This window comes from Cupriavidus respiraculi (assembly GCF_914271545.1).
Taxonomy (GTDB): Bacteria; Pseudomonadota; Gammaproteobacteria; order Burkholderiales; family Burkholderiaceae; genus Cupriavidus; species Cupriavidus respiraculi.
Window position 1 is genome coordinate 1,427,281 of record NZ_CAJZAH010000001.1, and the last position, 23,415, is coordinate 1,450,695.

At 68.4% G+C, this 23,415-nt stretch carries 20 protein-coding genes; 11 read left to right on the plus strand and 9 right to left on the minus strand.

Annotated features, from left to right (window positions below; genetic code table 11):
• Window positions 1-933, minus strand: a complete 933-nt coding sequence (gene gcvA, locus LDO27_RS06370) for a transcriptional regulator GcvA (RefSeq protein WP_224040429.1) — start codon at window positions 931-933, stop codon at window positions 1-3.
• A gap of 146 nt (window positions 934-1,079) precedes the next feature.
• Between gcvA and LDO27_RS06375 the strand changes: the two genes are divergently transcribed.
• Both LDO27_RS06375 and LDO27_RS06380 read left to right on the plus strand, forming a co-directional pair.
• Window positions 1,080-2,495 carry an amidase gene (locus LDO27_RS06375; protein WP_224040431.1) on the plus strand — a complete coding sequence of 472 codons (1,416 nt, stop codon included), beginning with the start codon at window positions 1,080-1,082 and terminating at the stop codon, window positions 2,493-2,495.
• 1 nt (window position 2,496) lies between these two features.
• On the plus strand, window positions 2,497-3,744 hold the full coding sequence (locus LDO27_RS06380; protein ID WP_224040433.1) for an MFS transporter: 1,248 nt from the start codon (window positions 2,497-2,499) through the stop codon (window positions 3,742-3,744).
• Window positions 3,745-3,839: 95 nt separating this feature from the next.
• On the opposite strand, the gene LDO27_RS06385 is transcribed toward LDO27_RS06380, so the two are convergent.
• Window positions 3,840-4,802, minus strand: coding sequence for a chemotaxis protein (locus tag LDO27_RS06385; protein WP_224040435.1), 963 nt, complete (start codon window positions 4,800-4,802; stop codon window positions 3,840-3,842).
• Between the two features lie 347 nt (window positions 4,803-5,149).
• Here LDO27_RS06385 and LDO27_RS06390 point away from each other — a divergent pair, with 347 nt between their 5' ends.
• On the plus strand, window positions 5,150-6,319 hold the full coding sequence (locus LDO27_RS06390; protein WP_224040437.1) for a zinc-dependent alcohol dehydrogenase: 1,170 nt from the start codon (window positions 5,150-5,152) through the stop codon (window positions 6,317-6,319).
• 33 nt (window positions 6,320-6,352) lie between these two features.
• Complete coding sequence (locus LDO27_RS06395; protein WP_224040439.1) at window positions 6,353-6,949, plus strand: hypothetical protein; 597 nt, start codon at window positions 6,353-6,355, stop codon at window positions 6,947-6,949.
• 21 nt (window positions 6,950-6,970) lie between these two features.
• Here the strand turns inward: LDO27_RS06395 and LDO27_RS06400 are convergent, their stop codons facing one another.
• On the minus strand, window positions 6,971-7,861 hold the full coding sequence (locus tag LDO27_RS06400) for a LysR family transcriptional regulator (protein WP_224040441.1): 891 nt from the start codon (window positions 7,859-7,861) through the stop codon (window positions 6,971-6,973).
• A 122-nt stretch (window positions 7,862-7,983) separates the two neighbouring features.
• On the opposite strand from LDO27_RS06400, the gene LDO27_RS06405 reads away from it, so the two are divergent.
• The 7 genes from LDO27_RS06405 (at window position 7,984) to aac(6') (ending at window position 13,680) form a co-directional block, all read left to right on the plus strand.
• Window positions 7,984-9,120 (plus strand): muconate/chloromuconate family cycloisomerase, encoded by a 1,137-nt coding sequence (locus LDO27_RS06405; RefSeq protein ID WP_224040443.1) that lies wholly within the window; start codon window positions 7,984-7,986, stop codon window positions 9,118-9,120.
• A gap of 55 nt (window positions 9,121-9,175) precedes the next feature.
• On the plus strand, window positions 9,176-9,454 hold the full coding sequence (gene catC, locus LDO27_RS06410; protein ID WP_224040445.1) for a muconolactone Delta-isomerase: 279 nt from the start codon (window positions 9,176-9,178) through the stop codon (window positions 9,452-9,454).
• 41 nt (window positions 9,455-9,495) lie between these two features.
• Window positions 9,496-10,470 (plus strand): tripartite tricarboxylate transporter substrate binding protein, encoded by a 975-nt coding sequence (locus LDO27_RS06415; RefSeq protein ID WP_222204493.1) that lies wholly within the window; start codon window positions 9,496-9,498, stop codon window positions 10,468-10,470.
• Between the two features lie 35 nt (window positions 10,471-10,505).
• Entirely contained in the window at window positions 10,506-11,303 is a 798-nt protein-coding gene (gene pcaD, locus LDO27_RS06420) for a 3-oxoadipate enol-lactonase (RefSeq protein WP_224040446.1), read from the plus strand.
• Window positions 11,304-11,354: 51 nt separating this feature from the next.
• Window positions 11,355-11,924 carry a putative glycolipid-binding domain-containing protein gene (locus tag LDO27_RS06425; RefSeq protein WP_224040448.1) on the plus strand — a complete coding sequence of 190 codons (570 nt, stop codon included), beginning with the start codon at window positions 11,355-11,357 and terminating at the stop codon, window positions 11,922-11,924.
• Window positions 11,925-12,033: 109 nt separating this feature from the next.
• Window positions 12,034-13,038, plus strand: coding sequence for a hypothetical protein (locus LDO27_RS06430; RefSeq protein WP_224040450.1), 1,005 nt, complete (start codon window positions 12,034-12,036; stop codon window positions 13,036-13,038).
• Window positions 13,039-13,170: 132 nt separating this feature from the next.
• Entirely contained in the window at window positions 13,171-13,680 is a 510-nt protein-coding gene (aac(6'), locus tag LDO27_RS06435) for an aminoglycoside 6'-N-acetyltransferase (protein WP_224040451.1), read from the plus strand.
• 142 nt (window positions 13,681-13,822) lie between these two features.
• On the opposite strand, the gene LDO27_RS06440 is transcribed toward aac(6'), so the two are convergent.
• The 6 genes from LDO27_RS06440 to LDO27_RS06465 form a co-directional block, all read right to left on the minus strand.
• Window positions 13,823-14,680, minus strand: coding sequence for an oxidoreductase (locus LDO27_RS06440; protein ID WP_224040453.1), 858 nt, complete (start codon window positions 14,678-14,680; stop codon window positions 13,823-13,825).
• A 161-nt stretch (window positions 14,681-14,841) separates the two neighbouring features.
• The gene (locus LDO27_RS06445; RefSeq protein ID WP_222204479.1) at window positions 14,842-16,389 is read right to left on the minus strand and encodes a methyl-accepting chemotaxis protein; all 1,548 of its coding nucleotides are present in this window, start codon (window positions 16,387-16,389) and stop codon (window positions 14,842-14,844) included.
• A 41-nt stretch (window positions 16,390-16,430) separates the two neighbouring features.
• Window positions 16,431-18,518 carry a putative bifunctional diguanylate cyclase/phosphodiesterase gene (locus LDO27_RS06450; protein WP_224040455.1) on the minus strand — a complete coding sequence of 696 codons (2,088 nt, stop codon included), beginning with the start codon at window positions 18,516-18,518 and terminating at the stop codon, window positions 16,431-16,433.
• A gap of 264 nt (window positions 18,519-18,782) precedes the next feature.
• Window positions 18,783-19,574, minus strand: a complete 792-nt coding sequence (gene eutC / locus LDO27_RS06455) for an ethanolamine ammonia-lyase subunit EutC (RefSeq protein ID WP_224040457.1) — start codon at window positions 19,572-19,574, stop codon at window positions 18,783-18,785.
• A 22-nt stretch (window positions 19,575-19,596) separates the two neighbouring features.
• On the minus strand, window positions 19,597-20,979 hold the full coding sequence (locus LDO27_RS06460) for an ethanolamine ammonia-lyase subunit EutB (RefSeq protein ID WP_224040459.1): 1,383 nt from the start codon (window positions 20,977-20,979) through the stop codon (window positions 19,597-19,599).
• 101 nt (window positions 20,980-21,080) lie between these two features.
• Window positions 21,081-23,234 (minus strand): hypothetical protein, encoded by a 2,154-nt coding sequence (locus LDO27_RS06465; RefSeq protein WP_224040460.1) that lies wholly within the window; start codon window positions 23,232-23,234, stop codon window positions 21,081-21,083.
• Window positions 23,235-23,415 lie beyond the last annotated feature (181 nt).

Genomic DNA, 23,415 nt, shown 5'->3' on the forward strand with positions numbered 1-23,415 from the left:
TCACCGTGCCGTTGCCCGAACCCGGCCGTCATTCGGCATCGGTTCAGCGGCGGCAGCCGCTTCCAGTATCCATTCCCGAAACGATGCGATCCGCGGATGGGCATGGCTTGCCTCGGGATACACGAGGTAGTAGGCAAAGTCATCCAGCAGGGCGCGATCCGCGAGCCTGACCAGCGTGCCTGCCACCAGTTCGCGCTCCACCATCGCGGCAGGGAGCAACCCGGCCCCCTGGCCCGCCAATACCGCTTTCCACAGCAAGGCAGAGTCGTCGAAGGATGGTCCTCGCGGACGCCCGGCCCCCTCGAGTCCCTGGGCCTCGAACCACAGATGCCAGCCCTTGCGTTCGTGGTCGTGAACGTGCGGCCAGTCCAGCAATGCCGCGGCCGAGGCCGGCATGCCCAACCTGGCGACCAATGCCGGGGCGGCCACCGGCACGATCTCCACGGCCACGATGCGCTCGCTGCGCAAGCCGGGATAGCGACCGAGCCCGTGCCGAATGGCGACATGCACGCCGTCGCGCGAAAAATCGGCGAGCGCCGTGGAGGTAGCGACATGAAGGTCAATGCCGGGATGGGTGTCGTGAAAGGACTGCAGGCGCGGCACCAACCATGCCGCCGCGAAGAATGGCGTGGCGCTCACGGTCAGCATGCCAGTGTCGGAAGGCACTGCCAGCCTGCCGGTCGCTTCGGTGATCAGCCGGAAGGCATTGCGCACGGGAGGCAGGTAGGACTGTCCCGCTTCGGTCAGGTATATGCCGCGATTCGCGCGCTCGAACAGCTTGACCCCGAGGTGCGACTCCAGCGCCTTGAGCATCTGGCTGACGGCACCTGCCGTGACGCACAACTCATCGGCTGCGCGTTTGACCGAGAGGTGCCGTGCCGCGGCCTCGAAGGCCCGCAGCGCATTGAGTGGAGGCATGGCGCGGGGTGCCATTAGTTTTTCTAAATTAAACCGCTTAGAACGTTTCGTTTGCCTGACTGCGTCTTGAAGCATATTTTGCTGTTGTGCGGCGACGCCGGATCGGCGGGATAGCTCCGCGCACAGTTCAATTCTACTTAACGTTCCAATCACGCGAGAGTATGGCCGAAGCGGACTTGCATTACCTCACCATCACCGAACTGGCCGCGCGCATCGAGCGGCGCGAACTGTCACCGGTCACGCTTGCGCAAGCACAGTTCGACCGCATCGCGGCGCTGGACAGCGCGCTGCACAGCTATGCCTGCCTCATGGCCGACGACGCCATGGCGCAGGCACGCACGGCCGAGGCCGAGATCGCCGCCGGGCACTACCGCGGCCCCCTGCACGGCGTGCCGATCGGCATCAAGGACCTCTGCTGGACGAAAGGCGTTCCGACGAGCGCCGGCATGGCCGTTCATCGGGATTTCCGGCCGGGTGAGGATGCAACGGTGGTGCGGCGCCTGAAGCAAGCCGGCGCGGTACTGCTGGGCAAGCTGCAACTCACCGAAGGCGCGTACTCCGACCATCACCCGACGGTGATCCCGCCCGTCAACCCGTGGAACGCCGACTATTGGCCCGGCATCTCGTCCAGCGGCGCGGGTGTGGCCACGGCTGCGGGGCTTTGCCATGGCGCCATTGCGTCGGACACGGGCGGTTCGATCCGGTGGCCATCGGCGGCCAACGGTGTGACGGGGCTCAAGCCCACCTGGGGTCGTGTGAGCCGACATGGCGTGTTCCCGCTGGCGCCGTCGCTGGATCATGTCGGCACCATGGCGCGCAGTGCCGCGGATGCCGGCGTGCTTCTGGCCGCCGTCGGCGGCGCGGACGACAACGACATGACTGCGCTGCGTGATCCGATGCCGGATCTGCTTGCTCCGGTGACGGACCATCTTGACGGCATACGCATCGGCATCGATGGGGACTGGAATGGCGGCGGCCATGGCGATGGCAATACGGATGCCGGGGCGCTCGCTGTCATCCAGCATGTCACCGACGTGTTGATCGCCCTGGGCGCCACCATCGTCCCGGTGCGCTTTCCGGACGTGGCTCGGACCAGCGAGGACTGGGCGGCGAACTGCGCGGTCGAGGCAGCGGTCGCCCATGCGGGAACGTACCCCTTGCACAAGGATCGATACGGCCCGGTGCTGTCGTCAGTGATCGAATCCGGACGCGCGCTGTCCGGCACGGACTATCAACGGGTCCTGCTTCGCCGCCTGGAGTTGCGCGGCCAGGTAGTGGCGCTGTTCGACACCATCGATCTGCTCCTTACCCCGGTGCACCCCTTCGCACCCCTGTCGCTGGAGACAGTCCGCTCCCTTGGCGCGCAACCGGGGCTGGTAGCTGGCTTGCAGCGGTACACTTGCCCGTTCAACATGACGGGCCATCCCACCATCACGCTGCCGGGCGGGCTGAGCCCGCAGGGATTGCCGATCGGCTTCCAACTCGTGGCCGCGCATCTGTGCGAATCCCTGTTGGTCCGCGCGGGCGCGGCGTTCCAGGGTGCGACCTCGTGGCATCGCCATCATCCGGTGCACTGACATGACGACACTGGCGGTAAGGCACAGACTGTTCTACGGCTGGCTCGTGGTGGCGGCCGCGTTCGCGGTCACCTTCGTCGGCTTCGGCAGCGCCTATACCTTTAGCGCCTTCATCGAGCCGCTTCAGGAAGCGTTCGGCGCCTCGCGCGGCGCTGTGTCGTTAGTGTTCTCGCTAGCCGGTTTCCTGTACTTCGCGCTCGGCATCGTGAGCGGACCGCTCGCAGATCGCTGGGGCGCTCGCCGGCTCGCGATGGCCGGTATGCTGCTAGTTGGCGCGGGGCTCGCGACGGCGGGCGTTGCAAGGACGATCACCGAGGTCTACCTGGCCTATGGGCTGGGCGTGGGGCTTGGCGTGGGCTGCGCCTATGTACCCGCAGTCGGAGCGGTGCAGCGTTGGTTCATCAAGCGACGCGGACTGGCTTCCGGTCTGGCCGTAAGCGGCATCGGCGTCGGCACGCTTGCCATGCCGCCGCTGGCCGCAATGCTGATCGACATGCTCGGATGGCGCGGCGCCTATCTGACGCTCGGCGCGATGGCCGCCATGCTGGGCGCCGCCGCGTCGCTGCTGCTGGAGAACGATCCACGGCGCCTGGGCTTGGCACCGGAAGGCCAGCCCTTGCAGGGCCATGCGGAAATGTCGTCGCAAGGCGGCGATGTATCGGTGCGCGACGCGGTGCGTTCCCGGCAGTTCGTCAGTCTGTACGCCGCCTGCCTGATTTCGTCGTTCGGCGTCTTCGTGCCCTTCGTGCATCTGGTGCCGCATGCGCGCGATTTGGGCGTCCCGCCCGGAGCGGCCGTCATGCTGCTGGGCGTGATAGGCGTTGGCAGCACCGCCGGGCGCTTTGTACTGGGCGGTCTGGCCGACCGCATGGGACGTCAGCGCTTTCTGATGGCCATGTTCATCGCCATGGCGATGGCGCTGATGATCTGGGCGTTGGCAACGGGCTGGTGGATGCTCGCCGCATTCGCCTTCGTGTTCGGCACATGCTACGGCGGTTGGGTGGCCGTGCTGCCCGCGGTCGTCATGGATCGGTTCGGCGGGCGCAATGTCAGCGGCATCATTGGTGCGCTCTACACCAGTGTGGCATTCGGCACGCTGGTCGGCCCGAGCGCGGCGGGCTACGCATTCGATGCCAGCGGCAGCTATGCCTGGCCGATACTGGCCGCGGTCTGCGCGAACCTGGTCGCGGCCGGCATTCTGGCGCTGGCATCGCGGCAGGCAAAGCCAACCGGAGGCAAGCCCGCCTGAATGCCAGTTTGCCGCGCTAGCGCCGACGTACCGTCAAAGGGAAATACGGTGCCAGTGCGCATGCGCACACTGGGCCGTCAACGCCGCGGGCATCGTCAAGCCGCCCGCAGCACCCCGCGAATCGTCTCCGCCAGATCCTTGGCGAGGAACTTCGACACATAGGCGTCCGCGCCGACCTTGCGCACGTGGTCCTCGCTGGCGGTGCCGGACAGCGACGAATGGATGACCACCGGGATGCCGCGGAAGCGGGCGTCGGCCTTGATCTTGCGCGTCAGCGTAAAGCCGTCCATCTCGGGCATTTCGAGATCGGTCAGCACCACGGCGATCTCGTCCTGCACGGTGCGGCCGTTCTTGAGCGCGGTGTCGGCGATTTCATTGAGCTGGTCCCACGCTTCCTGGCCGGTCTTGGTCATCATGACCTGTACGCCCATCGCGTGCAGGCCCTGCTCGATCAGGCCGCGGGCCAGCGCCGAGTCGTCCGCGGCCAGCACCTTGCTGCCGGGGCGCAGGGCCAGTTGCGGGCCGACCGTGGCCGGGTCCACGTCCGGCTGGCTGGTGGGCATCACGTCGCGCAGGATCTGTTCGACGTCGAGCACCTGCACCAGGCGGGCTTCCGGGGTATCGGGATCGAGCTTGGCGATGCTGGTGACCAGCCCGCCCTTGACGTTCGCTTCCGCCGACACCACGCGGTTCCACTCCAGCCGCACGATCTCTTCCACGCTCTCGACGGCGAAGCCCTGCGTCGAACGGGCGTATTCCGTGACCAGCAGAATGCCGGGCCCGCCGTTCTGCGAGCTGCAGCCCACCACCTTGCCCAGGTCGATGACCGGAATCACCTGGCCGCGGATATCGGCCATGCCCAGCATCTCCGGCGCCGAGCCGAACACCGTGGTGATCTTGGGCATCACCAGGATCTCGCGCACCTTGAATACATTGATGCCGAAGATCTCGTTCTGCCCGGACCGATCGGCACTGCCCAGACGGAACAGCAACAACTCGAACTGGTTGTTGTTGGTCAGGTTGGTCCGCTCGTCAATTTCCTTCATCAAGCCGCTCATGGCTGTCCTCTCGCTCCGCGCAACGATTGCTCTACTGGTATCGGGGCCTGCCACCGATAGCGAGGACCCTATGGGCCAGACGCCACCGCCGACATTCTGCCGCCGTGCGAATAGATAACGGCTGCCCGGGGCGGAAGTTGAGCGCAATCCCGCAGATCGCCGCCCCAGGCGGGCTGGCGCCCTTTCGGCCGTCTTCCGGCCGGCTCCATGGCCACCGCAGTGGCCGAAATGGCTGCTTGAACCACGGCATTCCAGCAAATAACCTTAGTCGGACAGGAACCGGCACCGTCGCACGCAGCGGCACGGCCATACCGGCGCGCCACCGCGCCACCAGCCAGGAGAGCGCAATGTTAGCGATGGATTACCGAGGTCCCTACCGGATACGAGCGCAGCAGAAACCCGACCCCGAGATCGAGCATCCCAACGATGCCATCGTGCGCGTGTCGCGCGCGTGCATCTGCGGCTCGGACCTGCATCTCTACCATGGCCTGGTCCCCGACACGCGCGTGGGCACCACCTTCGGCCACGAGTTCACCGGCGTCGTCGAGGAGGTGGGGCCGTCGGTGCGCAACCTGAAGGTGGGCGACCACGTGCTCGTGCCCTTCAACATCTTCTGCGGCTCCTGCTACTTCTGCCAGCGCGAGCTGTATGGCAACTGCCACAACACCAACCCCGAGGCAACCGCGGTGGGCGGCATCTACGGCTATTCGCACACCGCGGGCGGCTACGACGGCGGCCAGGCGGAATATGTGCGCGTGCCGCTGGCCGACATCGGCCCCACCGTGATCCCGGCCGACCTGGACGTGGACGACGCCGTGCTGCTGACCGACGCCGTGCCCACGGGATACCAGGCGGCCGAGATGGGCGACATCGAGGAAGGCGACACGGTGGTGATCTTCGGCGCCGGCCCGGTGGGCATCTTCGCCGCCAAGTCGGCGTGGCTGCTGGGCGCGGGCCGCGTGATCGTGGTGGACTACGTGGATTACCGGCTCGAGTTCGTCCGGCGGTACGCGCAGTGCGAGACCGTCAATTTCCTCGAGGTCGGCGATATGGCCATCCATATCAAGAAGATGACCGACTGGCTGGGCGCCGACGTCTGCATCGACTGCGTGGGCTGCGAGGCGGCCGGCAGCGCCATGCAGCTGCTGACCGGCAGGTACCTGAAGCTGCAGTCGGGCTCGGCCACGGTGCTGCACTGGGCCATCAACTCTGTGCGCAAGGGCGGCACCGTTTCCATCGTCGGCGTCTATGGCCCCACGTTCAACGCGGTGCCCATCGGCAATGCCATCAACAAGGGGCTGACCCTGAGGATGAACCAGGCCAGCGTCAAGCGGCACCTGCCGCGCCTGATCGAACATATCCAGGCGGGACGGCTGGACCCCAAGCAGATCATCACCCACCGGGTGCCGCTGGAGGAGGTGGCCGACGCGTACCACATCTTCTCGAGCAAGCTCGACAACTGCATCAAGACCGTGCTGATCCCGCCCCGGGCCCGCAGCGCCCAGCTCGCGCAGTAATGCGCATTTGCCGTATGCCAAGGAGCGCCCGCCATGGACGACCAGGACAAGACCTCATCCCCACCCGACGGCGGCAAGCCGCCGGTTCCCACGCGCAACGAGGCCAGGCCTCAGCGCGACTACTCCCATATCGTTGGCTGGGGCGCAGACCTGGACCACAAGCACCGGCCGGCCTACCCCAAGGAACGGACGCCACCGCGCCTGGAGGGGCTGCACTGGGACCAGCCGGAGGACCAGCCCGTCAACATGAAGGTCTACCACTCGACCGAGCGGCCCGGCATCACGCCGGTGTTCGGCACCAGCGCCCCGCCGTCGGGGCTGAGCGGCAAGATTCGGGATGTCGCCTACCGGCTCAGCGAGAACGATATCCGGCACTGGCTGCTGCTGCTGTTCGCCGACCGGGTCAATGTGGTGGAGGGCATCGGCTGCGACCTGATGCGCGGGCATGTGCCGAACGTGTTCGCGGAGATGGGCGGCAAGGCGGAGCTGCAGCACAACCGCAAGGGCTTCATCACCAAGGTGGCCGTGGCCTCGCTGGTGGTGGCCGCGGGGTATGTGCTGCTCAAACGCAACGGTCGCCGCAACCGGCGCGACGACCGGCGCAAAGGCAGGCACGCGCTGCCGGACTGAGCGCGCATCCGCGGGACGGGACTACGCGCTCGTGGCCGCCTGCCGCCTGACCCATTCGACGGCCCGGGCAAGAAAGGGCGAGGCATCGCCCGCCCGGTAGCTCATGATCACCGGCGAGACGAAGCCCGGTGCCTCGATCGGCAGATAGCGGACATCGTCGCGGTGCAGCCGCTGCACCGAGGCGGGTACCAGCGTGATGCCGATGCCGGCGGCAACCAGTCCCAGGGCGGTCTGCAACTCGTTCGCCTCATGGGCGACGTGCGGCTGCAGACCCTGCGCGCGGAACAGCGACAGCACGTGGTCGGCGTAGCTGGGGCGCGGCCGGGCCGGATAGAGGATCAACGGGCGCCGCGAGAGCTGCTCCGGCGTCAGCGCGGTGCCTCCATCCTCCGCCGCGGCGCCCGGCACCGCGACCACCAGCGGCTCGGCCATCACGATGTGCTGGACCACCGCCGGATCGTTCAGCGCCAGGCGGCCAAAGCCCAGGTCGATGCGGCCCGACTTGAGCGCCTCCAGTTGCTGCACGGTAATCATCTCCGTCAATCCCACCTCCACCTCGCGCTCGTCGGCGCGCAGCTCGCGGATCAGGTCCGGCAGCACGCCATACAGCACCGACGGCACGAAGCCGATACCGAACCAGCGCTTTTCGTTGCGGCCGATGCGCCGTGTGCCCTCCAGCGTTTCCTCCAGCCGCTGCGTCAGCAGCAGCGACTGCTCCAGCAGAAAGCGGCCCGCCTCGGTCAGGCGCAGCCCCCGCCCGGCGCGGTCGAACAGCGCCACGCCCACCTCGTCCTCGAATTGCCGGATCTGCCGCGACAGCGGCGGCTGGGCCATATGCAGCCGCGCCGCCGCGCGGGTGACGTTCAGTTCCTGGGCCACGGCCTGGAAGTAGCGAAGGTGGCGAAGTTCCATGATGATGCCCGCTGTCATACCTACAGGGTATGGAGACAGACATCATCGGTCTTGGACACGTCACTGGTCAAGCTCCATACTCAGGCTCAACCCGCTCCTGGATCGCAAACGATCGAAAAGGTATGACGCACGGCACGACCCCCACCATTGTTTCCGTCGAGGCCATCCTCGTCGACCTGCCCACCATCCGGGCCCACCAGCTCGCCATGGCCACCATGCAGCGCCAGACGCTGGTCATCGTGCGGCTGCGCTGCAGCGACGGCATCGAAGGGCTGGGCGAGGCCACGACCATCGGCGGCCTGTCGTACGGCGATGAAAGCCCGGAAGGCATCAAGCTGACCATCGACACCTACCTCGCCCCGGCGCTGGCCAACGAGGACGCCACCAACGTGCATGCCGCGATGGCGCGCCTGGGCAAGGTGGCCCGCGGCAATCGCTTCGCCAAGTCAGCGCTGGAGACCGCGCTGCTCGATGCGCAGGCCAAGCGGCTGGGCGTGCCGCTGTCCACGCTGCTCGGCGGCGCCGTGCGCCCGGCGCTGCCGGCGCTGTGGACGCTGGCCAGCGGCGACACCACGCGCGATATCGAGGAAGCGGAACGGCTGCTCGGCGAACGCCGCCACGACACCTTCAAGCTCAAGATCGGCCGCCGCGCGCTGCGCGAGGACGTGGCCCATGTCGCGGCGATCAAGCGTGCGCTGGGCGACCGCGCGCGCGTGACCGTGGACGTCAACCAGGCCTGGAACGAGGCCGAGGCTGCCACCGGCATCGCCATGCTGGAGGCCGCGGGCGTGGACCTGATCGAGCAGCCCACGCCGCGCGAGCAGCGCACGGCGCTGGCCCGGCTGGCCGCGCGCTTCGTGGTGCCCATCATGGCCGACGAAGCGGTGTGCGGTCCGGAAGACGCGATGGAGCTGGCCCGCCTGGGCGCCGCGGACGTATTCGCGCTGAAGATCGCCAAGGCCGGCGGCATCTTCGGCATGCTGCGCACCGCCGCGGTGGGCGACGCCGCCGGTATCGCGCTGTACGGCGGCACCATGCTCGAAGGCAGCATCGGCACCATCGCCGCGGCGCACGGCTTCTGCACGCTGCCGCAGCTGGCATGGGGTACCGAACTGTTCGGACCGCTGCTGCTCAAGGACGATATCGTGGTGGAGCGCCCGACCTACCGCGACTTCATGCTGCATCTGCCCCGGGGACCGGGGCTCGGGCTGGCGCTGGACGAAGACAAGCTGGCGCACTATCGCCGCGACCGCTCGTAAGGCGGCGGCAACGGCATCGACTCGAAGCAAGCAGTTCATACCAGGAGACACACCCATGCTCTACCTCGTCAGGATGGACGTCCATATCCCCCACGACATGCCGGCCGCGCAGGCCGACGATATCAAGGCGCGCGAGAAGGCCTACGCGCAGGAACTGCAGCGTAGCGGCAAATGGCAGCAGCTGTATCGCGTGGTGGGCGAGTACGCCAACTACAGCGTCTTCGACGTGGAGTCGAACGAAGAGCTGCACACCCTGCTGTCCGGCCTGCCGCTGTTCCCCTATATGAGGCTGCAGGTCACGCCGCTCGCCAAACACCCGTCGTCCATCCGCTGAACGCACACCACAGAACATCCCATAACGAAGGAACGGAGACCATGAAGTCGCTTGCCTTTACCGCGCTTGCCACGTTGGCATTGGGCGTTGCCATCGCCGCGCCCGCGGCCCACGCCGCCTATCCCGAGCGCGCCATCCGCTGGATCGTGCCCTTCCCCGCGGGCGGCGCGATGGACAATATCGCCCGCACGCTGGGCGAGGACATGTCCCGCACGCTGGGCCAGCCCATCGTGGTGGAGAACCGTCCGGGCGCGGGCGGCAACATCGGCACGGAACTGGTGGCGCGCGCGCCAGCCGACGGCTACACGATGGTGATCGTGGCCAACGGCATGGCGGTCAATCCGGCGCTGTACGGCAAGCTGAACTACGACCCGGTCAAGGACTTCGCGCCGGTGTCGCTGCTGGCCGTGGTCCCGAACGTGCTGGTGGCCAACAAGAGCAAGTCCACGGCGAAGACCGTTGCCGAGGTGGTGGCGGGCGCGAAGGCCAAGCCCGGCAAGTACACCTATGCGTCCGCGGGCAACGGCACGTCGATCCACCTGGCCGGCGAGCTGTTCACCTCCATGGCGCATGTGGAACTGCTGCACATTCCGTACAAGGGCAGCGGCCCGGCCATCACCGACCTGCTCGGCGGGCAGGTCGACTACATGTTCGACAGCATCACCTCCGCCAAGCCCCACATCCAGTCCGGCAAGCTGACCGCCATCGCGGTCACCACGACGCAGCGTTCGGCGGCGCTCCCCGACGTGCCGACCGTCGCCGAAGCGGGCCTGCCTGGCTACGAGCTGTCGCCATGGTTCGCCGCCTTCGTTCCGGCCGGCACGCCGCCCGCCGTGGTCACCACGCTCAACCGCGCAATGGTCGACGCGCTGCGCAAGCCTGAGGTACAAAAGCGGCTGGCGGGCATCGGCGCCGAGGCCATCGGCAGCACGCCGGCCGCGCTGAAGGAGCATCTGGCGCGCGAGACCGCCAAATGGGGAGAACTGATCCGCGCCCGCGGCATTCGCGCGGACTGAACCCACCACCGACCGAACCTGCACGAGACCTCGCCATGCCGATTGCCACCCGCGACGAGCTGAAGCTGCACTACACCCTGGAAGGCGCGCCGGAGGCGCCCGCGCTGGTCATGTCCAACTCGCTGGGCACCACGCTCGAGATGTGGGAGCCGCAGATGCCCGCGCTGCTGCGCCGGTTCCGGGTGCTGCGCTACGACACGCGCGGACACGGCCGCTCCGAGGTGCCCTCGCGGCCGTTCGGCATGGCCGAACTCGGCCGCGACGTGCTGGCCGTGATGGACCATGCGGGCATCGCGCGCGCCCACTTCTGTGGGCTGTCGATGGGCGGCATGACCGGCATGTGGCTGGCGCGGCATCACGCCGACCGCTTCGACCGCTTCGTGCTCGCCAACACCGCGGCACTGATTGGCCCCGCCCAGGTATGGAACACGCGCATCGACACGGTACGCCGCGACGGCATGGCCGCCATCGTGCCCGGTGTGCTCGACCGCTGGTTCACCGCGGCCTATCGGGCCGCCTCGCCGCAGGCCATCGAGCCGGTCACGCGGATGCTTGCCTCCACGGACCCGAACGGCTATATCGGCAATTGCGCGGCCGTGCGCGACGCCGACCTGCGCGACGTACGGCCGGAAATCCGCGCCCGCGTGCTGGTCATCGCCGGCGAGCACGACGCGGCCACCACGCCGGCGCAGGGCCGCGCGGTGGCCGATGCCATCGCGGGCGCGCGCTACGTGGCACTGCCGGCGGCCCACCTGTCCAACTGGGAACTGCCCGAGGTCTTTACCGGCGCGGTGCTCGACTTCCTGTCCGAGACCGAGCCGCCGGCACGCTAGCGCCCGCGCCGGCGCCGGCACAGGCATCGGGCGCGGCAAAGGAGATGCGCGATGCAACTTGCCCAATGCACGCTCTGGCAGCGGCTCGACGCGCCGGGACACGACGCCTGCCGGCTCGAACGCCACGACGCCGGCTTCCGGCTGCGCGGCACGGCGGTCTGCCTGGAAGCGGGCGCGCCGGCTTCCCTGACCTACACCGTCGAGTGCGATGACGGCTGGCGCACGCGCCGCGGCCTGATCCACGGCTGGATCGGCGCGGTTGCGCTGGACTTCCATATCGTTCGCGATCCGCATGATGGCTGGCGCTGCAACGGCGAGCCGGTCGACGGACTGGCCCACTGCGTCGATCTGGATCTGGGCTTCACGCCCGCCACCAACCTGTTCCATTTGCGCCGCCTCTCACTCGGCGAGGGGCAGGGCGCAGCCAATCCCGTCGCCTGGTTCGATGTGGCCGCCGGCCAGCTTGAACTGGTGGAACAGCGCTATGAACGGCGCACGGCGCAGGCCTATTGGTACGAATCGCCGCGCTTCGACTACCGCGCAATGCTGCAAGTCGATGCGCATGGCTTTGTGTCGGAATATCCGGGACTGTGGCAACGCGCCGGCGGTGACCCGGCATAAGCGCCATACGGGCGTCAACCCTCCTTTTGAAGCGGTTCATAAAGCACTTTTCTTGCTATGATCGCGCGCGCCGGTCAATAACGGCGCAAAGAACAGACAGGGAAAACAAATGACGACATTCAGGAGAATCGCCCTCGCGGTAGCGATGGCAACGGGTCTGGCCGCATGTGGCGGCGGTGGCGATGACGACGACAGCTTCCGGCTGAGCGGCTCGGCAAACGGTGCCGCCGTCAAGACCCTGACCGACGGTCAGTCCACGACGCTCGATATCGTGTCCGGTCAGGAGCTGCGCTTTACCTCCACCAGCCCGGTGACATGGACGGCGACAGCCGAGAAAACCACGGTCACCCAGCGGGACCAGTCCTCCTCGGTCTGGAGCGCCGCGCTCAAGAGCCCCGAAGGCGGCAAGGTAACGCTGGTGGCGCGCTCGACCGCCAACGCCAGCAAGACCGCGACCATCGTCATCAACGTGCCGGCGCATCGCTATACCGCGAAGGCGATCAAGACCGGCGAAGCCATCACGTTCCGCGAGGTCGGTACGCTGCTGGATGGCAGCGCGCTCGATAGCACCTACACGCAGACGACCACGGCCGTGGACACCACGACGGGGATCGCGACGCTACGCTCGGTCGATTCGGTGCTGGGCCTGACGGATATCTACACTCAGGACGCCGACCGCAACCGCCTGACGCGGACCGTGGCCAGCAATGGCAACCTGTGCAACTTCACGCCGAAGCGCGACTACCAGAACTTCCCCCTCTACGTGGGCAAGACGTGGCAGTCGTCGTGGCAATACAGCTGTGCGGCAGGCTACCGCGAAAACGCCGCCGTGACGGCCGAAGTCCAAGCCTTTGAACCGGTGATGGTCGGGGCCACCTCGCACGACGCCTTGCGTATCGGCTACAAGGTGTCCTACACCAAGTCGAACGATTTCTTCCTCACGGGCGGTCCGGTGGGCAATGCCTCCTACCAACTGGACAACACGTGCTGGTGGGCCACCGACCTCGGCCGCGTGATCAAATGCACGTTCAGCTATACGTACGACGGCGCGCAACCGGCCAACTATCGCAAGCAGTTCACGCAGATGGCGCTCGACATCAAGACGGTCGACTGACCGCATGGCCGGGCGCTGATTCATCGCCCGGCAGGGATTCGCGTCGGTCTTCGACGCGAATCCATTTCCCTCTCCCGCTGACAGGCATCGGCCGCTGTTAGACTGCCCCCGAGAAAAAACCTTACAGATGCCATGACGCCGCCGCCCTCCTCGCAAACCACCCCCTCGCCCGGTACCGCCCCCGATCAAGCGCAACGTCCCACCATCGAAGGCGGTGGCCTGCGCCATGTCCGCCAATGGGCCGCGCTGCGGGCCGCCCTGTGGCCCGACGCATCGGCCGAGGACCACGAACGCGAACTGACGGGCATCCTCGCGGGCGATCACCGCTTCGCCGCCTTCGTCGCACTGGATGCCACGCAGCGGATGATGGGCTTCGTGGAGATCGCGCTGCGCTATGACTATGTGAACGGATGCGAGACCTCTCCGGTGGCTTTCCTGGAGGGGCTCTACGTGGTGCCGGAGCAACGGCGCCAGGGCATCGCGCGGATGCTGTGCGACGCGGCGATGAACTGGGCGAGAGCGGCCGGCTGCACGGAGATGGCGTCCGACGCCGATCTGAACAACACCCGCAGCCATGACTTCCACGCGAGCGTGGGCTTCGAGGAACGCGAGCGGGTGGTGTTCTTCCGCAAGCTGCTGTAAGGGCGTTGGGAACGGCGTCCCTCTTTCGAACGAAAACCCTTCGCACTTATCCGGCCGCCACCCTCACCCTCTCCCCCTGGCGGGGGAGCGAGGGTGAACGGTGGCGACGCTGTGGCCGTTTCAAGCGACCGCCTTCTGCCAGTCACGCCGCCACATCCGCGTGATCGGTCGACACCGCGATGGCGCGCCAGCCCTCCAGCTCGCCCAGCACGAAACGGTTCTTCTCCTCGATGCGGGCCACCGCATCGGACCCCAGCGGCAAACGCAGCGGCGGCGTGTCGCTGTCCACCAGCGCCAGCATCGCGGTAACGAGCTTGCGCGGGTCGCCCGGCTGCTTGTGGTTGGCGCCGGCCGAGAATTCGCGCATGGCGCCCACCGTCGCGGCGTAGTCGTCGATCTGCGCTGCCGTCGATACGAGCGAGTTGTCGTTGAGGAAATCCGTGCGGAAGAAGCCGGGCTCCACGACCGTGGCATGGATGCCCAGCGGCCCCACCTCCTGCGCCAATGCCTCGGTGATGCCTTCCACCGCGAACTTGGTGGCCCCGTACACGCCCCAGCCGGCGTACGCCGCATAGCCGCCCAGCGACGAGATGTTGATCACATGGCCGCTGCCCTGCCGGCGCATCCGCGGCAGTACCGCCCGCGTTACCGCCAGCAGTCCGAACACGTTGGTATCGAACACCGCCTTGGCTTCTTCGATGGAGGTTTCCTCGACGGCACCGAGCACGCCATAGCCGGCGTTGTTGACCAGAACGTCGATACGGGAGAAGCGCACGATCGCCTGCTCCACCGCCTGCCATGCATCGGCCTCGCGCGTGACGTCGAGCTTGAGCGCCAGGAGGTTGGGCTGCTCGCCGTGCACATCCAGTACCGCCTGCGGGTTGCGCGCGGTGGCGACGACGCGATCGCCGCGCCGCAGTGCTTCGCGCACGATCAGGGCGCCGAAGCCGCGCGACGCGCCGGTGACGAACCATACCTTCGAGTTGTTCGAGTCAGACATGATCTAGCTCCATGGATTGTGAGATTGCCGGGTAGTTGGTTGGCGGTGCACCGCGCCGGCTGGCTTGCCGTGCGTCGAACCGTTAGGACCCATGCTAGGTGCCCCGGCGTCATCAAACAATGGCGATGGAGGTCGCCTCAATAGCAACTGAGGGTTGCTAATTACCCCAGAAGACGCTGCCCGTCTCGCTTCACGTTGAACGCGCTGACCGCTCCCACCAGGTTGCGGGACTGCTGCTGCATCGAAGCGGCCGCGGCCGTTGCCTCCTCGACCAGCGCGGCGTTCTGCTGCGTGGCCTGGTCCATCTGCGTGATGGCCTGGTTGATCTGCTCGATGCCGAACGTCTGCTCGTGGCTGGCGGTGGAGATCTGGCTGACGATGTCGGTCACTGACCTGACGCTGCCCACGATCTGTTCCATGGTCTGGCCGGCCTGGCCGACCAGTTCGCTGCCCGCATCCACCTTCTGCACCGAATCGTCGATCAGGTCCTTGATCTCGCGTGCGGCGGCCGCGGAGCGCTGCGCCAGTTCCCGCACTTCCGACGCCACCACGGCAAAGCCACGGCCCTGTTCGCCCGCCCGCGCCGCTTCCACAGAGGCGTTCAGCGCGAGGATATTGGTCTGGAACGCGATGCCGTCGATCACGCCGGTGATCTCCATGATCTTCCTGGATGACGTGCTGATCGATGCCATCGTGTCGACCACGGCGTTGACCACTTCCCCGCCCTTGACCGCGACTTCCGATGCGGACAGCGCCAGCTGGTTGGCCTGGCGTGCGTTGTCGGCGTTCTGCTTGACGGTGGCGGTGAGCTCCTCCATCGACGCCGCGGTCTGCTCCAGCGCGCTGGCCTGCGCCTCCGTGCGCTGCGACAGATCCTGGTTGCCCGCCGCGATCTGGCCGGATGCCGTGGCGATGGTGTCGGTCGCGTGGCGGATTTCCGTGACGGTGCCGGTCAGGCTGCGCTGCATGACGCGCATGGCCGCGAGCAGGCTGTGCTCGTCGCCCTCGCGCACCCGCACCTCGACGGCGAGGTCGCCGGCGCCGATGCGGCGCACGATGTCCGAGGCGTAGCCGGGCTCGCCGCCCAGTTGACGATAGATGCCGCGTACCAGGGTCCAGCCCATCGCACCCACGACGACCATCAGCACACCGCCGATCGACAGCAGGATGATGGTGCTGCGCCAGAAGGCGCGGTCGATGTCGTCGATGTAGTCCCCAAAGCCCACGATCCAGTCCCACGGCTCGAAGCGGATGACGGCGTAGAGCTTTTCCACTTCGTGCTTGGTGCCCGGGCGCGTGCCCGGGGCGATCACGGTGCCCACCGTACGGCCTTCCAGCGCGGCACGGTAGCGCACGCCGGCTTCCTTGCCGCCCTTGGCGTCCACGATGCCGATGCGCTTGGGATTCGGATGCACGTAGTTGATGTCGTTGGCATAGCCGCGCACGAAGAAGTACATCTCGTCCTTGCGCAGGCTGCCGATGAGCTTTGCCGCCTCGCGCTGGGCATCCTCGCGCGACAGCTCGCCCGCCTTTTCGCGGGCATGGATGCGTTCGAGCGACGCGTGCGCCAGTGTGACCAGCGTGGACAGCTGCGCGGTGCGCTCCTTCATCATCGACTGTCGCAGCGTGGACAGCGAAATGGCGGCGAGCAACACCATGCCGACCAGCGCCGCGACGCAAAGCAGCAGGATACGGGTTCGGAGCTTCATATAAGGCAGGAAATGGAGAGAGGAAGAAAGGCGGTTGGAACTCAGTCGGCGGTCTCGGCCGTGCGCATCGGGTGCCGCGCCGCCTGCGCCGCGAACTCGTCGGCAGGCACGGGGCGGCCGAGCAGATAACCCTGTAGCCCGTCACAGCCCAGGTTGGTCAGGAACGCCTGCTGCGCCGGCGTTTCCACGCCTTCGGCCACGATCTGCAGATTGAGGGTATGGCCGAGCGCGACGATGGCCGACACAATGGCCGCGTCGTCGGTGTTCTGCGCCAGATGGCGCACGAAGGCGCGGTCGATCTTCAGTTCGCTGGCGGGAATGCGCTTCAGGTGCAGCAGGCTCGAATAGCCGGTGCCGAAATCGTCGATGGAGATGCGCACGCCCATGATGTCGAGCTGCTGCAGGATCGCCATGCTGACTTCCACGTCATGCATGGCGGTGGACTCGGTGATCTCCAGCGTCAGCACCTGCGGCTCCAGGCCATGGCGCCACAGCGTGTCGCGCACGGTCTCGATCAGCGCCGGGTCGCAGAACTGCACGGCCGAGAGGTTGACCGCCATGGTCCAGGCGCGATGGCCCTGGCCATGCCACTGCGCGAGCTGGCGGCACGCCTCGTCGAGCACCCATTTGCCGATCGGCACGATCATGCCGGTCTTCTCGGCCAGCGGAATGAAGTGGTCGGGCGGAATCAGCCCGCGCGCCGGATGGTTCCAGCGCAGCAGCGCCTCGGCGCCGACCACCGTGCCCTGCGGCGCGGTGACCTTGGGCTGGTAGTGCAGCACGAACTGGCGGTGCTGCAGCGCGCCGCGCAACTCGTGCACCAGCGACTGCTGGGCCTGCGCATTGCGCTGCATCGACTGCGCGAAGAAGCTGTACATGTCGCGGCCGGATGCCTTGGCGTGGTACATCGCCGCATCGGCGTGGCGCAGCAGCGTGCGCTGGTCGGTGCCATTGTCGGGCGACACGGCGATGCCGATGCTGGCCGACACATGCACGACCTGGCCGCCGATGACGATGGGCGCGCGCAGCGCCGTCAGCACGCGCTCGGCGATGGCGCCGGCGTCCTCGGGCTCGTCCACCTCGGACAGCAGCACGAATTCGTCGCCTCCTACCCGCGATGCGGTCGCTTGCGGGTCCAGCCCCGCCCGCAGGCGCTGGGCCACCTCGGCCAACAGCACGTCGCCGGCCTGGTGGCCCAGCGAATCATTGACCGCCTTGAAGCCGTCCAGATCCACGAACAGCACCGCGATGTGCGTGCCTTCCCCCGCCGCCTGCAGCATGCGCTCGAAGCGGTCCTCGAGCAGCGCGCGGTTGGGCAGCTTGGTGAGCTTGTCGTGCAGCGCGAGATAGGTGAGTTCCTCGTTGGCCGCGGCCAGCGATTCGGCCAGCATCGCGGTCTGCATGGCCAGCCGCAGGTCCAGCACGGAGGTGATCAGCGCCACCGCGAGCACGCTGATGGTGATCACCATGATCGGCACGGCGAGCGACGCGCCGCTCAGGCCGCTGGCCGCCGCGCCGCACACGCTGCTGTTGGGAAAACCCGCCGCGGCCATGCCGATGTAGTGCATGGCCACGATGGCCAGGCCCATGACGGTGGCGGCGCCCACGCGCAGCCGGCGGTAGCGCCCCACCCGATGGCGCAGGCGGAACGCGATCCACAGGGCGGCGCCGCAGGCGCCGATGGCGATCGCCACCGACAGCGCGAACAGCAGCGGGTCGTAGTCGATGCCCGGGCGCATGCGCATCGCGGCCATGCCGGTGTAGTGCATGCCGGCCACGGCGCAGCCCATCAGCACCGCGCCCAGCACCAGGCGGGACCATGGCAGCGTCTGCTGGCAGACCAGCCAAAGCGCGAACGCCGACGCGACGATGGCGATAACCAGTGAGCCGACGGTTATGCCGACGTCGTAGCCGAGCGGGATCGGCAACTGGAAGGCCAGCATGCCAACGAAGTGCATCGACCAGATGCCCAGCCCCATCGCCACCGCGCCGGCCCCCAGCCACACATGCGCGACCCGCCCCTGCGCGGCCGTGATGCGGCCGGCGAGATCCAGCGCCGTGTACGACGCCAGGATGGCGATCAGCACGGAGAAGATGACGAGCAGTGTGTCGTGACTGGATTCGAGCATGGCAGCCCTGCCGGGCGGGAGTTGTCCAATGGCCGCGCCGGATATACCGGCATGCGCCTACCGGCAACACGGTCCATGCCATGCCGCGAGAGAGCGGTACGCCTGCGGTTTGGGCGTACCTCGATATCGGCCTTGCAGGCGGGTTCTTGAATTCCCGTGGACCAAGTTGTGACGCCGAGAGACGGCCACACCACTTTCAATGTGAAAACGGGCCAGCGTAGCGGCAAAACGGACGGGACGGCGTATTCGCGTTGCCGCCTGCACTCAGCAGCGGCCTGGCAGTTCGGGCGCCTCGGCCGGGCCGAGGACGGCCGCCACATCGCTGTCGTCCTTGAGCCGCACCCCGCTGGCGCCGAGCGCCGCGGCGCCGCGCAGCAGGAAAGCCAGCTTGCCGGCGGCCCGGTCGTAAGGCAGCCCTTCCGGCCGCACGTTGGAGATGCAGTTGCGCTCGGCATCGGTGCGCCCCGGGCGGGGCGCGTGGGTCAGGTACAGGCCGAGGCTGTCGGGTGAGCTCAGGCCCGGGCGTTCGCCGATCAGCATCACCACCTGGCGCGCGCGCAGCCGCTCGCCGATCTCGTCGCCCAGCGCGACGCGCGCCTGCTCGGCCACCACCACGGGCCCGATGCGCCAGTCGGCCAGCTGCTCGCGCACGGCCTGCAGCACCGGCACCGCATGGCGTTGCGCGGCCAATGACGACAGGCCGTCGGCGATCACGAAGACCACGTCGACCTCGTCCGCGCCGCGCGCCGCGTCCAGGCGGGCGCGGCTTTCGTCGTCGAGCCGCCGCCCGAGATCCGGGCGCCGCAGATAGTGGACGCGATCGGCCGCCGCGCTGTGCACATGCAGGGAATCGAAGCCGGCAGCGGCCAGCGCCTGCTGCACGGCCTCGCGCTCGAGCGGCTGGTGCACCGCGTCGCGGGCCTGGGCATGGGCGAGCCCGAAGGCGAGCAGGGTATCGGTCGTCTGGCTGTGTCCCGCACGGCCGAGCGCGATGCGGGCGCGCGTGAACTGACGCAGGGCTTGCCACGGATTCTGATGGACGAGCGGGCGGGTCATGATTGGCCTTCCGTGGTGGCGCCTACAGGCCCTGCGCCAGCTGCAGCAGCGGCTGGCGCTCGGCCAGATCCGCCAGCCTGCCGCTGGCGTCGGTAATGCCCATCGCCTGCAACCAGCGCGCGAATTCCGGCGCGGGCTGCAGGCCGAGCGACTCGCGCAGATAGAGCGCATCGTGGAACGACGTGCTCTGGTAGTTCAGCATGATGTCGTCCGCGCCGGGCACGCCCATGATGTAGTTCACGCCCGCCACGCCGAACAGCGTCAGCAGCGTGTCCATATCGTCCTGGTCGGCCTCGGCGTGGTTGGTGTAGCAGATGTCGCAGCCCATCGGCAGGCCCAGCAGCTTGCCGCAGAAATGGTCTTCGAGGCCGGCGCGCACGATCTGCTTGCCATCGTAGAGATACTCCGGCCCGATGAAGCCCACTACCGTGTTGACCAGCAGCGGGGAGAACGCGCGCGCCACGGCATAGGCCCGCGCCTCCATGGTCTGCTGGTCCACGCCGTGGTGCGCGTTGGCCGACAGGGCGCTGCCCTGCCCCGTCTCGAAATACATCAGGTTCTCTCCCACGGTGCCGCGCCCCAGCGCCAGGGCCGCGGCCTGCGCCTCCTCCAGCAGCGCGAGGTCGATGCCGAAGCTGGCGTTGGCCTGTTCGCTGCCGGCCACCGACTGGAACACGAGGTCGACGGGCGCGCCCTGTTCGATGGCGCGCAGCGTGTTGGTGACGTGGGTGAGCACGCAGGATTGCGTCGGCACGTCGTAGCGGCAGCGCAGCTCGTCCACCAGCCGCAGCAGCGCAACGATGGCGCCCAGGTTGTCGCTGGCCGGGTTGATGCCGATGGTGGCATCGCCGCAGCCATAGAGCAGGCCGTCGATGATGGCGGCGGCGATGCCCTTGGGATCGTCGGTCGGATGATTGGGTTGCAGCCGCACCGCGAGGCGGCCCGGCAGGCCGAGGGTGTTGCGAAAGCGGGTGACCACGCGGCACTTGCGGGACACCGCGATCAGGTCCTGGTTGCGCATCAGCTTGCTGACGGCGGCGGCCATCTCCGGCGTGATGCCGGGCGCGACCCGCGCCAGCATCTCGGTATCGGTCTCGTGCAGCAGCAGCCAGTTGCGCAAGTCGCCTACCGTCGCGGCAGGGATGGCATGGAAGGCGCTGCCATCGTGGCGATCGACGATCAGCCGGGTGACCTCGTCGCTTTCATACGGCACCAGCGCCTCGTTGAGAAACTGGGCGAGCGGTACGTCGGCCAGTGCCATGCGCGCGGCCATCCGCTCCTCCTCGCTGCCGGCGGCCACGCCGGCCAGATAGTCGCCCGAGCGGGCGGGACTGGCCTTGGCCAGCAGCGTCTTCAGATCCGCGAACACGTAGCGCCGCGAGGCGACGGTGTGGGTGAAGGCCATGGGGACTCCGGCGGTGACGGTGGCATGCCGCGCGGGGCGGCATGGCTGCAATATAACCCGCTCGGGCCCCGGCGATACCGTTCGTCTCCCGCGCGTTCCCCTCACTCGTGCTTCGACCGCTTCGGCGCGCGCTCCCCTTGGGCGTCGAACCACGCGGGCCAGTCGGCTTCCGGCGTGCGGACCAGCTCGGCCGCGATCTGGGCCTGGGCGTCGCGTTGGGCGGTGCGGGGCAGCAACGCCACCAGCGCGGGCATTTCCAGCAGGGGCCGGGCGCGATACGTGCGTGGCAGGGCGGCGATGGCCGGCCACAGCAGGTCCCATAGCGCCTGCACCGCCATGCGCGCGAGCCCCAGGCGCGCGGCTGCGCTCGCCAGCCGCGACAGCAGCAGCGACTGCAACACGGGCGGCAGGGTCAGCGCGCGGTCCAGGCACCAGCGCCACGTACGGACGTCGGTGATGGAAAGCGCGCGGGTGCCCAGGAGCCGCGCCGCATCGCTGGCTGGCAGCGCGGCGATTGCCGCGGCCAGCAGCGCGGCCGGCGCCCTGGCCGCGGCCTGCGGCAGCCGTTCGAGCGCCAGCGTCAGGGCCAGCAGCGGTTCGAACCGTTGTCCGGCATCGAGCTGCCGTGTCTGGCGGAACAAGGCCAGCCAACGATGGCCGGGCGTGGGCGCGCGCCGCACCAGTTCGCCGGATGAAGCGAGCGCGGCGAGCAGCGCAGGCCGCAGCGGCGCGGGCGCCTGGCAAGCCTGCGCGAAGATGCCGTCCCACACGCCGGGGGGCAGCGTGTCCGCGCGTGCGCATTCGGCCAGCAGCGGGGCGCGCTCGGACGGACCGAGGCGCGACAGCTGCGCCTGCAGCGCCGGCCACAGGGTCGCACCCACGCCGCCGGGCAGCCATGCCATGGTGGTGGCCGCGGCACGCAGCGGCGCCAGCCGGCATGCCGGCGGCAGACTGGCGATGCGCGCCAGCAGCGCCGCCCAGCGCGCCGGCAGTCCGGCATCCGCGCCCTGCTCCATCAGCAGGCGTGCCAGCTGGGACAGCACCATGCCCGCCAGCGCGTCCGGCAACTGCATCGGGATCGCCATCAGCGCGTCCCATATCTGCGCCGCCGAGGCATCGGCCGTCAGGCACTGCGTCAGCACGGCCAGCAGCGCGATGCGATCCTGGGTGGAGAAGCGGCCGGCGCAATGCCGAAGCCGTTGCCAGGCCCGATCCACGAACGGCGCGCTCGCGCCCTCCAGGCAGCGCGCGAGCGCGCCGAATACCGGTATCGCGTCCGGTGCCGGCAGTGCGGCTGCGGCATCGAACAGGCCAGTCCAGACCCGCTCGACGGCGGATGGCCCGGCCCCCGGGGCGGAGGCATCGCCCTCGTTCTCGTCCTCCAGATGGCATTCCAGTTCTTCCGCCAGCGCCCGCAAGACCTCGGCACGGTGCCGCGGTGCCATCCCGGAGCCCTGCGGCGGGCGCAACACGGCGTCGAGCAATCGGTCGCGTGCCGCGTCCCACTGCCCCATCGACTTGCCGAAGCCCGTCACATGGGCCAGCTGGGCCAGCACCGCGGCGCGGTCCGCCTCGCACAGAGGCTCCGCCAACCGCAGCCAGCGCCCCAGCGAGCGTCCGCGCAATGTCGCGATCCCGAGATGGCGCAGGCATTTCGCCAGCAGCGGCCCGCGCTGCAGCGGCGCGGCATCCAGCGCGAGTTCGATGGCGCGCGCCTCCAGCCAGGGTTGCCGCGCGCTCTGCGGGACGTCGCCCAGGCTGCGGATCAGGCCGGTGAGCGGCAGCCGCCGCCGCTCCGGCGGCAGGGCCGCGACCGCATCGAGCAGGGCCTGGATGGCGCGCGCCGCCATCGACTCGTGCAGGCGATGCAGCCCCTGCGCGAGCCCGCACAGCGCGGCTTCGTGCCGGCGGCGCGGCAGGGCGGCAATCTCGGCGAGCGCGCGGGCGAGCGTGGAAAGCGTGGTGACGCGCGCGGCGCGAAGAACGATGCGCTCGGCTTGCAGGTCTGCAAGCAGGACGCGATGCAGGCCGGCGCTCGCCTGGCTGAACCGGTGCCTGTCTTCGAAAGGCAGGTAGGCGGCGATGCCGGCGATCAGCTCGTTAGGCAGCCACTCGAGAACGACGCGCACCGGCTTGTCGCCAGTGGCCAGATCGACCAGCGCCTGTGCGCCGGAGATCTCGTCGGGCATTGCCGGCGGCGTGCCGCCGTGGGCCATGGTGGCGAGCTGGACTGGCAGGTCTGCGTCGAGGGGCATGGCGGACTCCGTGCGGCGACGGCCGGTGGCGCGGGGTGGCGAGTCTCGCCAGTCGGTATCGCGCTGTCTTCCGAAAAGCCGCCTGGCTTTTCTTCCGCGCGGAATCCGCCCGCCGCGGCGCACCGAAGGCCGGGGGCGCTGGGCAGCTTGACGCTGCCCGAAGGTGCCACGTACACTAAAT